Raw genomic sequence first — 14,052 nt, 5'->3', positions numbered from 1 at the left:
CAGCGATATCGGCGAGGGTATGTCAATAGCAGTATGTCAGCAGCGGTATGTCAGTAGCGGTATGCCAGCGTGACGCCAAGTGTACGACGTTCGCCCAGCCAGCCGGCCACCGAGCCGTAGTCGCCGTTCACGAGGCGCTTGTAGTACGTCTTGTCGAACGCGTTGTTCAGGAATACCGACGCGGTCCACTCGCCCGCTCCTGCCTTGGCCCCGGTGCCGGCGGCGAACGATGCCAGGCCGTAGCCCGGCACGCGGGTGAACTGCGACGCGTCGACGGTACCGAACATCCAGCTGCGGTAGGCATACCGTGCCGACACGAACGAACGCAGGCCGTTTTCCGCGGTCCAGTCGTAGCGCACGCTCGTATTGGCGGTCAGCCGCGGCGCGTTGAACACGCGCTGGCCCGTCAGGTTGCACGACGGCGGCGGATTCGGCGCCAGCGTCACTTCCGGTGCGCAGCGCGCGTTGGCGTAGTGCGTGTAGTACGTGTCGTTGTAGACGGCCGCCGCGTCGATGCTCCAGTTGCGGTCCGGCGTCCAGCGCGCGCTGGCCTCGGCGCCGCGCGAGATGAACGTGCCGGCGTTCAGCAGGTACACCTGCTGGTCGTCGGGGTTGTAGCCCTGCGTCTGGAAATCGCTGATCTCGGTAAGGAACAGCGCGCCCTTCAGCGCCAGCCGGTCGCCGGCCAGGCTGGCCTTCGCGCCGACCTCGGCGCTCTTCGTCTTTTCCGGCTTGATGTACAGCGAATCGAGGCCGGCCTGGCGCGCCGCGCCGGCCGAGATGTTCAGGCCGCCCGACTTCTCGCCGTACGAGGCCGCCGCATAGGTGCTCCAGCCCGGCGCGAAGCGCCAGCTGGCGGTCAGCGTGCCCGATGGCAGCGTATGCTGCTCTTCCAGGTAGCCGGAGTTGAAGGGCACGCGGTTGTACCGGATGAAGCTGCCGCCCTTCTTCTGGATGTTGGCGCGCACGCCGGCCGTGATGTCGACGGCATCGCCCACGTGCAGCGTGCCCTGCGCGAACGGCGACAGCATGCGGTCGCGCAGCAGCCCGAGGCGGATGATGTCCAGGTTGCGGAACGCGGTGCTGTCCAGCCACTTCGCCGGCACCGTGGTATTGGCGTAGCGCGTGTGCGCCAGCGTCTCGGCATGCTGGCCCAGGTACGTGAGGCCGAACGCGTAGTCGACGGCGCCGCCGGCGGGCGAGTCGACCCGCAGTTCCTGCGACCAGGTCTTGTCGCGCACCTCGGTGCCGGTGTTGGCGTAGACCTGCACGGAAAGACCGTCCGCCATCGTCGGCTGCGAATGGAAGTAGCGCAGCGACGTGACGGAGCGCAGCCGCCAGCCGCCGCCGAATTGCCATTCGGCCAGCGCCGACGCGCCGCCCTGCACCACGTGGATGCGGTTTTCGTCGTCCAGGTCCACGTTCGGGCCGAACACCACGTTGTTGCCGGCAGCGGCGGAGTGCGTCAGGTACGTGTCGCGGCCATTGATCGCGTGCGTGGCCACCAGCACCGATGTCGGCTCGCTGTTGCTGTTGTTGTAGTCGGTGGCAAGGCGCAGCGTGAAGCTGTCGCCGCCCCGATACAGCAACTGGCCGCGGACACCGTTCGACGAGCCGCCATTGAGTTTGTTGCCGTTGCGGATGTTGGTCACGGCGCCGTCGGACGCGCTACGCACGACGTTCAGGCGGCCGGCCCAGTTTTCGGACAGCGGGCCGGAGACCACGCCGCGCACGCGCTGGTAGCCGTGCTGGCCCGCCGACACGGTGACTTCGGCCTCCGGCACGAACGTCGGGGATTTGGTAGTGATGTTCAGCACGCCGCCGGTGGAATTGGCGCCGAACATCGTGCCCTGCGCGCCGCTCAGCACTTCGGCATACGCCAGGTCGCCGAGGCTCGACAGCATGCCCGGCCGGGCCAGGTAGACGCCGTCGACGTAGACGGCCACGCTGCCCGGCATGCCGATATTGGAATCGCCGCTGGCCTGCCCGCCGCCATCGCCCACGCCGCGGATGCTGATCTGCATGTCCGACGGGTCGGTGCTCTGGATGTTCAGGCCCGGCACCAGCTGCTGCAGTTCCTCGATCGTCGTGATGTTCTGCCTGTCGAGTTCCTCGCCGCCGATCCGGTACGACGACGTGGGCGTGCGCTGCGGGTCCTCGTCGAGACCGGCGCGGCGGCCCTGCCGCGCGCCGCTGACGGTCACGGTCGCCATGGCCGCCGCGGGCTGGGCGGCGGCCGCGGACGAGGACACCGCCGCCGGCGCCGCCGGCGCCGACACCTTGACGAACTGCGGCGCCATGGGCGCCGCCGACCGCTGGATCGCGCGGCGGATCGTCAACGCGCCGCCGCCATTGCCGGCCAGCTCGAAGCCGCTGCCATCGAGCGCGCGGGCGATCGCCTCGGCCGCGCTGTAGCGGCCCACCACCGGCGCCGACCGGGCACCGCCCAGCAGGCGCGGGTCGTAGGCGAGCGCCACGCCGGTATCGGCGGCGATCAGCAGCAGCGTCCGTTCCAGCGGCGCCGCGGGCAGCTTGTAGTCCAGGCGTTCGTGCTGGCCCTGCGCCTGTGCCTGCGCGTGGATGGCGATGAAAGGAAGGGTGGCCAGCACGGCGGCCGTCATTGAATGCTTTTGCAAGGGATACCTCATTGATGTCGTTGGTAATACCCTTGTGCGGCGAGATGCGAAAAGCGTCAGCGGATGTTGAAAATATTTTTGGCGCTGCCGGGAATCAATGCGAACAGCGCCGATATCCGTTATTCGATAATGGCCAGCATGCCGTAGCGCGCCACGCGCACCGGCAGCGCGCCGCCGATCTGCCGCAGCGCGCCGTCGAGATCGTCAAGCCGGAACACGCCGCTGATCACGCGGGATGCGGCCGTGCCGCCGACCCGCACGATATCGCGATGGTAGCGGCCGAACGCTTCGGCCACGTCAGGCAGGGGCAGGCGGTCGGCCACCAGAATGCCGCGCGTCCAGCCGGACGCCGCGTTGAACGACAGCGGCGACGGCAGAGCACCGGCCGCGCCGCCGGCGCCATCGAAGGTCAGTACGTCGCCGGATGCCAGCGCGACGGGCGCCCGGCCCGGCAGGCGCAACCGTGCCTCGCCGCCGCGGACCGCGGCGATGCCGCGCTGCACCAGCCGTCCGGCACACAGTTCGGCGCCATTGCAGTCGATTTCCGCGCCGCCCACGGCGACCGTGAGCGCACCCCGCGCGCGCACCAGCAGCTGCCCCTGCCGCAGGTGCAGCCGCACCGGCCCGGCGCCGCCGGCGAGATCGATGCGCGACGCGGCATCGAAGCGCAGCGCCGAACCGTCCGCAAGGGTGGCCGCGCCGCGCTCGCCGACGGCGCTGCGCCACGTGGCGTCATAGCCCAGCTCGTGCGCCAGCTTCCAGCTGCCGGCGCCCGTGATCGCCAGCATCGCCATGCCGAACCCGGCCCGCAGCGCCCGCCGGCGCTCTTCTACCGGCTTCCGCAGGGCCCGGGCCACCGCCAGGCCTTCTCCACCGGCACGGCCGCCGCGCCCGCCCATCTGCCCGAGTTGCCGCTGCAGCGACGTCCACGCGGCCGCATGCTCCGGCGCGCCGTCGTGCCAGGCACGGAACGCGCGCAATTCGCGCTCGTCCACGCCGGGATCGCGCAGCCGTACTTCCCAGTCGATCGCGGTGCGTTCGGCGCGGCTGCGCGGCTGCGCCGTCATGCGGCCGGCCAGCAGGCGGCGAGCGCCTGCGCCACGTACTTGCGCACCATGCTGACCGATACACCGAGCCGGTCGGCGATCTCGGCATAGCCGAGTTCCTCGAACTGGCTGAGGATGAACGCCTCGCGCGCCTTCGCCGACAGCCGGGCGAGGGCCGCATCGATGCGAACGATTTCCTCGACCGTCATGCAGATGTCCTCGGCGGATGCGCCCACGCCCTCCGGCCGCAACGCCAGCTCGGCGAGGTAGGCGCGTTCGAGATCGCGGCGGCGCCAGAATTCAAAGGTCAGGCGGCGCGCGATCGTGGTCAGCAGTGCGCGCGGCTGGCGCACATGGCGCAGGTCGTCGAGAGTGGCCAGTTCGGTAAAGGTGGACGCGGCCAGGTCCTCGGCATCGTTGCGGGAGCCCACCAGCCGGTGCATGCTGGCCGTCAGCCAGCCATAGCTGCGCTTGAATTCGTTGCCCAGCAATTCGTTGCGCAGCGCCAGGAGGTTACTGTGTGGGGGTACGGCGTTCATGGCACGTGGTTCGTTTCGGACTCGGAAAAGGCACGGCGCATGGCCGCGTTGCCAATATAGACGGAGCGAAAACGAAACAGAACGAACCATTCCGACTATGCTTCGTCGGAAATTGCCATTAAGGCTGAGTGCGGCGGAGATTGAAGCGATGCAATGAACCGTTCAATGCTGTGAGCGGAGTAATGCAAGGCGTGGGACAGTGCAACGAACACCGGGGGCGCGCGAAAGCGCGGCCCCGGCAGGCGTACGGACTACGTGGCCGGCCGGCTCAGTGGCTTGGGAGCTTCTTCGCAGCCAGGTAGATCCCGTACAGCGCGGACAGGCCCACCAGTGCATACACGATACGCGAGGCGGTGGTCTGCTCGCCGAAGATCGCGGCGACCAGGTCGAACTGGAACAGGCCCACCAGGCCCCAGTTCAGGCCACCCACGATCAGTAATACCATTGCGATCCAGTCCACGGCATTCAGAGCCTTGTGCGCGACCACGTCGGCCGAGCCGGTATTCATCGTTGCCATCACATACTCCTCGAGTCAGGTTGCGGGAGCCCGCCGGTGCGAGCCAACCTCATTGTAGGCTGGGCCGCTCGCCATGGCAGTCGGAGCCCCGTCCTGCAAGACGTAGGAATTAGACTAGGTTTGGAAAGAAATGAAAGCCTGCCGGCAACGCCCTTCGGCGAGCCAGCATGCCAACGGGAAACCCCAGGTGTGCTTCAGCGTGGCTCGCGGCGGCGCTCGCCGTTCCGGTGGAATTGCGGTGCGCACAGCACGCGCAGCGCGATCTCGCGCGGCACGCCCGCCTTTTGCATGAATTCCAGTGCCGGATGGATGCCGTCGGCCTCGACTATTTTCAATGCATCGTCCACGCGCGCAGCCGTCGTTGCGTCAGCGCGCGACCTCTTTGTGCCGCGTTCCGCCATGATGCCGTTACTCCATCCAAGAAACCGGTGATAGTACACCAGCCAGGCAGATCACGACGCGCGATATTTGCGCTTTTCATAACGTATCAGGCCGCCAGCGCGCGGCGCAGGTCGTCCAGCGACGCCGGCTTGGTGAGATGCAGGTCGAAACCCGCCGCCGACGCGCGCTCGATATCGCCCTTCTGGCCATAACCGGTCAGCGCCACGAGCCGGAGGGCGCGGCCGGCCGCGGCATCGCGCAGCGCGGCGGCCAGCGCGTAGCCATCCATGTCCGGCAGGCCGATGTCGAGCAGCGCGGCATCGACGGTGCCGTCGCCATAGGCCGCCAGCGCATCGTGCGCGGTGTAGGCCACCTGCACGTCGAGGCCCATGTGGCACAGCATCTGCGCACTGGCCCGCGCCGCGTCTTCGTTGTCGTCCACCAGCAGCACGCGCAGGCCGGGCGTGACCGGCGCCCGCGGCTGCGGGGGCGGCACGGTCATCTGGCGCGCCAGCGGCAGCAGCACCTCGAACGTGCTGCCCTGCCCCGGGCCCGCGCTGTGCGCCGCCACGTGGCCGCCATGCAGTTCGACGATCTTGCGCACGATCGCCAGTCCCAGCCCGAGCCCGCCGGTACGCCGCGCCAGTTGCTGGGGCGCCTGGTAGAACGGTTCGAACACGCGCGCCAGCAGGTCCGGCGCCATGCCCGCACCGCAGTCGCTCACGGCCAGCCGCGCCATGCCCCCCTCGTGTCCGGACACCACCGTTACCGTGACGGCCGCTTCACCGCCGCCGAAGCGCCCGGCGTTCGACAGCAGGTTGCCCAGCACCTGGGCCAGGCGGGTGTCGTCGCCCATGACCCACAGCGCCTCCGGCGCCGCCAGCGTAACGCGCAGACCGGTCGCGGCATCCACCGCCTGCCGCGCGATGTCGGCCAGGTCCACCGGCCGCAAGTCCAGGTCGAGCTTGCCGGAAGCAATGCGCGACACATCCAGCAGGTCGTCCACCAGGCGTTTCAGGTGCGCGACCTGCCGCCGCAGCACCGCCCGCTCGCGCTGCGCGCCCGTGTCGCCGCGCAGGTCCATCAGGTCCAGCGATGCCACGATCGGGCTGAGCGGGTTGCGCAGCTCGTGCCCCAGCACGGCGAGGAACTCGTCTTTCGCGCGGCCGGCCTCGCGCGCCTCGGCAAGCGCCCCCTCCTGCGACGCAATGGCGCGTTCCAGGGAAGCCAGCAGTTCGGAACGCTCGTGCTCGTGCCTGTCGCGCGCGGCGGCGGCGGCGGCCAGCGCCTGGCCCATCTGTTCGATCTCGCGCACCCGCGACGGCGCCACTTTTACCGGCGTGCCGGCACCCAGGGCCGCGGCGCCGCGCACCAGGCGCTCGATGCGGCGCACGATGCGGCGCGACAGCAGCGTGGCCAATGCAATGGAGCCGGCGAGGCTCAATGCCAGCCCGGCCGCGTACACCATCGCGCCCTGCAGCAGCGGCCAGCGCAGCGAGGCGGTCGGGGCGCTGACGACAACGCTCCAGCCCCAGCGCGCCGACGTGGTGAATGCCGTACGCACCTCGACGTTCTCGATGGTCCGGGAATCGCCGGTGCCTTCCGGCCCGCTGCGCAGCAGCCGCAGCAGGCCCACGCTGGCTTGCCCGGCCACGAAGCGGTCATGGTCGCGCGAACGCGCCACGCGCCGCGCGGTGCCGTCCATCACGGCGATCACCCAATCCCCGGGGGCACGCTGGCGCCGTATCACGTTCAGGATGCGGTCCGGCGCGATCACGGCGGACAACACATAGCTGCTGCCGTCGGCCAGCCTGACCGGCACCCGCACCGGGAAAGCCGGCCGCCCGCCCTTGCCGCGCACCACGCTGCCGGCCACCGGCGCATTCAGGGCGACCGCCCGGCCCAGGCTGCCCGGGTCGGCCACGGGCAGCGCCGGCGCGCCGAACGGCGCCATCGTGCGAAACACGGTATGCCCGGCCGCATCCGACAGGATCACGCCGAGCCATTCGCGCTGGGCCGCGGCCTGCTGTTTCGCCACGTCGTGGAAGGCGCGCAGGTCGCCCGCCTGCATCGCCGGGGTGCGCGCCATGCCGGTCAGCGCCGCCGCGGCGCCGTCATGTTCGGCATCGACGGCGGAAGACAGCGCGCGCGCCAGTTCCAGCATCGAACGGTCCTGCTCGCGCTGCTGCACGTCGGCGGCCGCCATCAGGCCCCACGTGCCGAGCAGTGCAAGCGGCAGGAAGCCGATCGCCGTCAGCAGGATCAGCAGGTGGCGCAGGCTGAGAGTGAGGCCGTGGCGTGGAGGCATTGGTGCGGGCCCGGCTATGGAAAGTGCCGATTATAGCGGGCATCTTTCGCCGGGGTGGCGGGCACGGGCATCGCGGCGTGCTCCCCGCCACAGGTCGGAAATAATAGTAACCCTCAACAATAATGATTCTCATTTGCAGTAGATTTGCCCATATAATGGCCGCAATCCCTGTAGAGCCCATCATGAAACGCGACTTCCTCCCCGCCAGCGTCACGCCTGCCCCGTCCCGCCTCGTGCTGCCCACCTGGAAGGGGGTGTGGTTCCAGCTGCACTGGTTCATCGGCATTACCGCCGGGACCGTGCTGATCGTGATCGGCCTGACCGGCGCACTGCTGGTGTTCAAGGACGAAATGCTCGACCTGGCCAATCCGGGCGTGCGCCACGTGCCGGCGCAAAACGCGCCGGTGCTCACGCCGCAGCAGGTGGCGCAGGCGGTGCGGACCGCGCATCCGGAGCAGCGCGTGACGTCGGTGATCCTGTATGCCGAGCCGGGTACGGCGGCGCGCGTGGGCCTGGCGCCGCTGCCCGGCCAGCAGCGCGGCGAGTCCATCCACGTGCACCCTTATGCCGGCACGATCCAGCCGGAAATGGCCGGCGAGCCGGCGTTCGAATGGATCGAGTTCCTGCACCGCTGGCTGCTGCTGGGGCGCGAAACGGGCAAGCCCGTCACCGGCACGCTGGCACTCTGCCTGCTGGGCCTGGCGCTGTCCGGCCTGTACCTGCGCTGGCCGCGCAACGCCGGCAACTGGCGCACCTGGCTGACGATCGACACCCGGCTGAAAGGCCGTTCGTTCCTGTGGGCGCTGCACTCGGTGGCGGGCACGTGGGCGCTGGTTGCCTACGTGATCTTCACGCTGACGGGCGCCTACTGGGCGTTCGACGCCGTGCGTACGACCGTCGACGGCTGGGCGGGCGTCAAGCGGGCGCCGCGCGAAGCCCCTGCGAAGCCGATGGCCGGGGCGCCGGGCGCGCGGAAGAACAAGCCGGCAGCTGTCGACCTGGCGCCCGCCTGGAACACGTTCACGCAACACGCGCCCGGCTGGCAGATGGCCTTCCTGCGCTTTACTGACAAGCCTGGCGATCCGGTCCAGGTGGCATGGCTGGCCGCCGACGCGCCGCACCCGCGCGCGCGCAGCGCCATGACGATCGCGCCGGACGGCACGCTGGCGAAGAACGAGCCGTATGCGGACAAGAGCGCCGGCGCGCGGGCGCTGACGACAATCTATCCGCTGCACATCGGCACCTATTTCGGCCTGCCGGGGCGGATCGCGATGCTGCTGGCCAGCCTGGCGCTGCCCGGCTTCGCGGTCACCGGCTGGATGCTGTACCTGAAACGCCGGCGCCAGGCGCGGGCCGCTCGGGCCGAGCGCGCCGCGCTGGCCGCCGTCATGGCGCCCGCCGGCGGCGGTGCCGCCGGCGCGATCGGGGCAACCCCGACCCTGGTCGCCTACGCCAGCCAGACCGGCCAGGCCGAGCGGCTGGCGCTGCGCACCGCCGCCGCGCTGCGGGCCGCCGGCACGCCGGCCGATGTCCATGCCGTCGCCACGCTGGTACCGGAGGACCTGGCCCGCTACCACGAGGCGCTGTTCGTCGCCAGCAGCTACGGCGAAGGCGAACCGCCGGACGGCGCGCGCCGCTTCGCCCGCCTGCTGGCCGAGAACCCGCTGCGGCTGCCGCACCTGCGCTATGCGGTGCTGGCCCTGGGCGACAGCGCCTACGCGCAATACTGCGGCTTCGGCCGCGCGCTCGACGACCGGCTGGCCGCGCTAGGCGGCACGCGGCTGTTCGCACCGGTGGAAGTGGACAATGGCGACGAAGCGGCGGTGGCCCGCTGGTCGTCCGCCCTGGCCTGCCTGGGCGCCGCTCCTCTGGCGGCGGCGCCGGCCGCCGAAACCGCCCCATGGCGATCGTGGACGCTGACGCAACGCACGCTGCTCAACCCCGGCAGCCTGGGCGGCCCGCTGTTCGAGGTAAGGCTGCAAGGCCGCGCGGCGGGCTGGCTGCCCGGCGCGCTCGTCGAGATCGAGGCGCGGCATGCCGAGGACGTCGTGCAGGACTGGCTGGCGCGGACCGGCATGGATGGCGACGCGGCGATCGGCGACGGCACGCTCGCCGGCCTGCTGGCCGCCAGCGAACTGCCGGACGCGAGCCACCCGTTCGCGTCGGCAGGTGAATGCGCCGCCGTATTGAAACCGCTGGCGCCGCGGCGTTACTCGGTCGCTTCGCTGCCGGCGGACGGCGCGGTCGAACTGCTGGTGCGGCAGGTGCATCACGAACAGGGCCTGGGCCTCGCCTCCGGCTGGCTGACGGCGCACGCCATGCCCGGAACCGAAGTGCGGGGCCGGCTGCTTGCCAACCCCGGCTTCGCGCCGGTCGACGCGGACGTTCCATGCATCTACATCGGCAATGGCTCGGGCCTGGCCGGCCTGCGCGGCCACCTGCGCGCCCGTGTGGCCGCCGGCCGGCGCCGCAACTGGCTGCTGTTCGGCGAACGCCAGCGCGCGTTCGACAGCCTGTGTGCGGGAGAACTGCGACAGTGGGCCGCGGACGGCTTCCTGCCGGAACTGGACCTGGTGTTCTCGCGCGATGGCGAAGGGTACGTGCAGGACCGCCTGCGCGAGCGGGGCGAACTTCTGCGCGCCTGGATCGCCGATGGCGCCGTGCTGTACGTCTGCGGCAGCCTGCAAGGCATGGCCGGCGGCGTCGATGCGGCGCTGGCCCGCCTGCTCGGCCGCGACACGGTCGAACTGCTGGCGGCCGAAGGCCGCATCCGCCGCGACGTTTACTGAATCACGACACGCCGCGCGCCTGCAGTGATTCGCCGATCGCGTAGAACTGGCCGCCCGCGATGTAGTGCAGGCTGCGCCAGCGCGGCCCGGCATCCTCGAACTGCCAGTGACCGTCGCGGAACACGCGGGTATCCGCCCACGCGCCGACGACCTCGCCGATGAACAGGTCGTAGGCGTCCTGGTTGTGCGGTTCCGGGATCAGCCGGCACGCCAGCCACGCCGAGCAGCCGGCGACCAGCGGCGCATCGAAGCCGTCCGCCGCGAACAGTTCGACGCCGAAGCGGGCCAGCTTGTCCGGATCGTCGGCCAGGCTGTGCGTGCCCACGGCATGCACCAGGTCCAGCTGGGCCGCGTTGGGCACCTGCAGCACGAACCGGCCGCTGTTTTCCACCAGTGCACGGGTCTGCGCCGCCTTGTCCAGCACGACGGTGACCTTCGGGGGGCTGAAGTCGAGTGCGCAGGCCCAGGCGGCGGCCATGACATTGTCGACGCCGCCGTGGCGCGCGGAAACCAGCACCGTTGGTCCATGGTTCAGCAAACGGTAAGCCTTGGCGAGCTCGACCGGGGCAATATGGGGTTCGATTGGCTTGTTCATGCGCGGCAGCATAGCACCCGGGCGCGACCGCTGCAGGCGCGTAGTCCGATCCTGCGATGCCCGCCTCCCCCATTGGTGGGAACCGGCCCGCCGGAACGGCCGGGGCATGGACAGCTCGTCATATACTGCCGGCAACTAACATTCAAGACAAGCTCCCATCATTCCCATGCCCGCCACCCTGCGCGTTACCCTGCTCAAAGCGGCCATCGTGCTGCTGACGGCCGCGATCTTCGCACTGGACGCCTTCACGTCGATGGACAGCGCCATCGCCGTCATGTACGTCGTCGTCGTACTTGCCACGGTGCACGTGTGGCCACGCCGGATACTGGCGGTCACGGCACTGTGCCTGGTGCTGACGCTGGCCGCGCACATGGTCACCGGCTGGTTCGGCGTGCTCAATTCGTCGCTGGCCCGCTGCGCCGTCAGCCTTGCCGCGATCGGCATCGGCGGCTACCTGGCGCACGTGGGCGCGCAGGCGACGTCCCGGCTGTTGCAGCGCGAGGAATCGCTGCGCGATTCGCGCATGCAGCTGGCCCACGTGACGCGCGTGACCACGCTGGGCGAGCTGGCGGCATCGATCGCGCACGAAGTCAACCAGCCGTTGGCCGCGATCTCCGCCAACGGCGAGGCGGCGCTGCGCTGGCTGCGCCGCCAGCCGCCCGACCCCCTGGAAGTGGAGCATGCGCTGCAGCGGATGCTGGCCGACACCTGCCGCGCCAGCGAGGTGATCCGCCGCATCCGTGCGCTGGCGCGCAGGAGCGAGGCCACGTTCGCGCCCGTCGACCTGGCCGGCATCGTGCATGACTGCGCCGCGCTGCTGCAGCGCGAGCTGGCAAGCCACGGCGCCACGCTCATGGTCGACATTGCCGAACGCCTGCCGCCCGTCGCGGGCGACCGCGTGCAGTTGCAGCAGGTGCTGATCAACCTGCTGATGAACGGCATGCAGGCGATGGCGCCGCGCGGCGGCGCGCTGCGGCTGTCGCTCGCGCCCGCCGACCTGGCCGGCGACGCCGGCGTGCGCATCGCCGTCGCCGACGAGGGCCCGGGCATTCCCGCGGACGGGTGCGGCCGGCTGTTCGAGCCGTTCTACAGCACCAAGCAGGATGGCATGGGTATGGGCCTGCCGATCTGCCGCTCGATCGTCGAGGCGCATGGCGGCCGTATCGCGGTCCTGCCGGGCGGCCCAGGCGCAACGCTGGAAATCACCCTGCCCGCGCACCGCGAGGCCGCCGCATGAAACCGCTGGTATACATCGTCGACGACGACGCCGCGCTGCGCGATGGCCTGTCGAGCCTGTTGCGGTCGGCCGACATGGACGTGGCCACCTTCGGCGCCGTGGCCGATTTCCTCGGCCACCGCCGCGAGGAACGCAACAGCTGCCTGCTGCTGGACGTGCGGCTGGGCGGGCAAAGCGGCATGGACCTGCACGCCGAGCTCAAGACGCAGGGTTGCACGCTGCCCGTCGTGTTCATGACGGGCTTCGGCGACATTCCGATGTCGGTACGGGCGATGAAGGCCGGTGCCGTCGACTTCCTCGCCAAGCCGGTGCGCGTGGAGGAACTGCTGGACGCCGTCGGCCAGGCCCTCGCCCGCGACGCCGCCTGCCGCGCCGACGAAGCCCTGCAGGCCGGGCTGCGGCACCGCTACGGGACACTGACGCCGCGCGAACGCGAAATCATGGCCCTCGCCGCCCGCGGGCTGATGAACAAGCAGATCGCCGGCGAAGTGGGCACCAGCGAGATCACCGTCAAGATCCACCGCGGCCAGGCGATGAAGAAGATGGGGGCGAAAACCTTCGCCGACCTGGTGCGGATGGCCGAGGCGCTGCGGATCGGCGCGGACTGAAGTCGCGGATGACGTTGGGGCACTGGCGTGGCGTCGTGGTGTCGGACACCGGTTTTCTCCAGCATGTTGCCAACGTGCGCATAACGAAAAGCGGTTTCCGGCACCACCCCGGAAAACGCCGCCTATACGCATGTATGATGGCCGCCGCCCCCCGCCGGCGCTAAGCTCTTGCCGATTGCCTCAACAGGAGCACCCGTGTCTTTTTCCGATCAAGAAGTCTGCGTCGTCGACGACGATGCGTCCGTGCGTACCGCCGTCGGCAGCCTGGTACGTTCGCTGGGGCTGCGCGCCCGGCTGTTCGACTCCGCGGAGGCGTTCCTCGCGGCAGGCACCGCGACGGACCTGGTGATCTCCGACCTCCAGATGCCCGGTATGAGCGGCCTGGACCTGCTCGAACTGCTGCGCGGGCGGGCCGATCGCGTCCCCTTCATCGTCATTACCGGCTTCCTGCAGGATGGCGTGGCGCGCCGCGCCGAGGGCGCCGGCGCCGCGTGCCTGCTCGGCAAGCCGTTCCAGGCCGATGCGCTGGTCGGCTGCATCGAACGCGCGCTCGCCGCAAGCTAGCATCCCGAATCGCCGGGATCATACGCACGTATGATTTGCGCCGCCCGCCCGGCGTCCTATGCTCCACTCACGATGAACGGCGGCACAGACAAGTGATGCTGCCGGCATCGCCGATCAACTCCCAGCCAACGAGTAGACATGAGACAGCTGACGATCCCGCGCCCTGTACCGGCCCCGGCCCCCGCCGCCCCGACCGAACCCGCAGCACTCGACGAAGCGCTGCGTTCCGAGCGCCTGCGCTGCGCCCGCGACGTGCACGACATCGTGCTGCAGGACCTGACCGCCGTGCTGCTGCAGTTGCGCGCCGCCAGCGGCAGCACGGACCCGGCGCAGCTGGCCGCCTGCCTGGCCACCGCCACGCTGGCGGCCCAGCAGGGCCTGGCCAGCGCCCGCGACTTCGTGCGCCGCCTGCGCACCTCGCCCGTCGCGCTGGAACGTCCGGCGAGCCTCGCGGCCGCCCTGCGCGCCACGCTGCAGGCGCTGCCGCTGGCGGCGGGCATGCGGCTCCGCCTGCAGCTCGACGACGCCGCAACGCTCGCGCCGGGCGCCTGCGAACAGGTGGCGATGATCGTGCGCGAGGCGGTCGGCAACGCGGCCAAGCATGCGCGCGCCAGCGTCATCGTGTGCCGGCTGCGGGTGCGCGCCGGCCGCGCGCAGGTGCAGGTCCGCGACGACGGCGACGGTTTCGATCTCCACATGCCCCGTGCCGGCTTCGGCATCGGCGGCATGCACGAACGTGCCGCGCTGGCAGGCGCCTCGCTGCAGGTCGACAGCGCCCCCGGGCGCGGCACGACCATCTTCCTTTCCCTTCCACTCGAACCAGGAGAATGAC

At 70.3% G+C, this 14,052-nt stretch carries 12 protein-coding genes; 5 read left to right on the top strand and 7 right to left on the bottom strand.

Annotated features, from left to right (window positions below):
* Window positions 1-50: 50 nt before the first annotated feature.
* The 6 genes from GJV26_RS27200 to GJV26_RS27175 form a co-directional block, all read right to left on the bottom strand.
* On the bottom strand, window positions 51-2,636 hold the full coding sequence (locus GJV26_RS27200) for a TonB-dependent receptor (protein WP_155711717.1): 2,586 nt from the start codon (window positions 2,634-2,636) through the stop codon (window positions 51-53).
* Window positions 2,637-2,755: 119 nt separating this feature from the next.
* Window positions 2,756-3,703 carry a FecR family protein gene (locus GJV26_RS27195; protein WP_155711716.1) on the bottom strand — a complete coding sequence of 316 codons (948 nt, stop codon included), beginning with the start codon at window positions 3,701-3,703 and terminating at the stop codon, window positions 2,756-2,758.
* Window positions 3,700-4,221: a sigma-70 family RNA polymerase sigma factor gene (locus tag GJV26_RS27190; RefSeq protein ID WP_155711715.1), complete on the bottom strand. Its 522-nt coding sequence runs from the start codon at window positions 4,219-4,221 to the stop codon at window positions 3,700-3,702. The genes GJV26_RS27195 and GJV26_RS27190 overlap by 4 nt, the downstream gene beginning before the upstream one ends.
* A gap of 268 nt (window positions 4,222-4,489) precedes the next feature.
* The gene (locus GJV26_RS27185; RefSeq protein ID WP_155711714.1) at window positions 4,490-4,738 is read right to left on the bottom strand and encodes a DUF378 domain-containing protein; all 249 of its coding nucleotides are present in this window, start codon (window positions 4,736-4,738) and stop codon (window positions 4,490-4,492) included.
* A gap of 194 nt (window positions 4,739-4,932) precedes the next feature.
* The gene (locus tag GJV26_RS27180; protein ID WP_155711713.1) at window positions 4,933-5,073 is read right to left on the bottom strand and encodes a hypothetical protein; all 141 of its coding nucleotides are present in this window, start codon (window positions 5,071-5,073) and stop codon (window positions 4,933-4,935) included.
* 152 nt (window positions 5,074-5,225) lie between these two features.
* Entirely contained in the window at window positions 5,226-7,427 is a 2,202-nt protein-coding gene (locus GJV26_RS27175; protein ID WP_155711712.1) for a hybrid sensor histidine kinase/response regulator, read from the bottom strand.
* 182 nt (window positions 7,428-7,609) lie between these two features.
* Between GJV26_RS27175 and GJV26_RS27170 the strand changes: the two genes are divergently transcribed.
* Complete coding sequence (locus GJV26_RS27170) at window positions 7,610-10,216, top strand: PepSY domain-containing protein (RefSeq protein WP_155711711.1); 2,607 nt, start codon at window positions 7,610-7,612, stop codon at window positions 10,214-10,216.
* A 1-nt stretch (window position 10,217) separates the two neighbouring features.
* Here GJV26_RS27170 and GJV26_RS27165 read toward each other — a convergent pair whose 3' ends face one another.
* Entirely contained in the window at window positions 10,218-10,799 is a 582-nt protein-coding gene (locus GJV26_RS27165) for a flavin reductase family protein (RefSeq protein WP_189442199.1), read from the bottom strand.
* Window positions 10,800-10,977: 178 nt separating this feature from the next.
* Here GJV26_RS27165 and GJV26_RS27160 point away from each other — a divergent pair, with 178 nt between their 5' ends.
* From GJV26_RS27160 to GJV26_RS27145, 4 genes are all read left to right on the top strand, one after another.
* Entirely contained in the window at window positions 10,978-12,048 is a 1,071-nt protein-coding gene (locus GJV26_RS27160) for a sensor histidine kinase (RefSeq protein WP_155711709.1), read from the top strand.
* Window positions 12,045-12,656 carry a response regulator transcription factor gene (locus GJV26_RS27155; protein ID WP_155711708.1) on the top strand — a complete coding sequence of 204 codons (612 nt, stop codon included), beginning with the start codon at window positions 12,045-12,047 and terminating at the stop codon, window positions 12,654-12,656. The genes GJV26_RS27160 and GJV26_RS27155 overlap by 4 nt, the downstream gene beginning before the upstream one ends.
* A 195-nt stretch (window positions 12,657-12,851) precedes the next feature.
* A complete protein-coding gene (locus GJV26_RS27150; RefSeq protein WP_189442190.1) occupies window positions 12,852-13,220 on the top strand; it encodes a response regulator transcription factor in 369 nt (122 codons plus the stop codon).
* 138 nt (window positions 13,221-13,358) lie between these two features.
* Window positions 13,359-14,051 (top strand): sensor histidine kinase, encoded by a 693-nt coding sequence (locus tag GJV26_RS27145; RefSeq protein ID WP_155711706.1) that lies wholly within the window; start codon window positions 13,359-13,361, stop codon window positions 14,049-14,051.
* Window position 14,052: the final 1 nt, after the last annotated feature.

It is taken from the genome of Pseudoduganella dura (assembly GCF_009727155.1).
GTDB classification, from domain to species: domain Bacteria; phylum Pseudomonadota; class Gammaproteobacteria; order Burkholderiales; family Burkholderiaceae_D; genus Rugamonas; species Rugamonas dura.
This window is presented reverse-complemented; position numbering and strand designations above follow the sequence as displayed.

Coding starts and splice junctions, on each gene's coding strand:
- GJV26_RS27195 (WP_155711716.1), bottom strand. CDS start 3,703: ATGACGGCGCAGCCGCGCAGCCGCGCCGAACGCACCGCGATCGACTGG.
- GJV26_RS27175 (WP_155711712.1), bottom strand. CDS start 7,427: ATGCCTCCACGCCACGGCCTCACTCTCAGCCTGCGCCACCTGCTGATC.
- GJV26_RS27155 (WP_155711708.1), top strand. CDS start 12,045: ATGAAACCGCTGGTATACATCGTCGACGACGACGCCGCGCTGCGCGAT.
- GJV26_RS27170 (WP_155711711.1), top strand. CDS start 7,610: ATGAAACGCGACTTCCTCCCCGCCAGCGTCACGCCTGCCCCGTCCCGC.
- GJV26_RS27160 (WP_155711709.1), top strand. CDS start 10,978: ATGCCCGCCACCCTGCGCGTTACCCTGCTCAAAGCGGCCATCGTGCTG.
- GJV26_RS27145 (WP_155711706.1), top strand. CDS start 13,359: ATGAGACAGCTGACGATCCCGCGCCCTGTACCGGCCCCGGCCCCCGCC.
- GJV26_RS27190 (WP_155711715.1), bottom strand. CDS start 4,221: ATGAACGCCGTACCCCCACACAGTAACCTCCTGGCGCTGCGCAACGAA.
- GJV26_RS27185 (WP_155711714.1), bottom strand. CDS start 4,738: ATGGCAACGATGAATACCGGCTCGGCCGACGTGGTCGCGCACAAGGCT.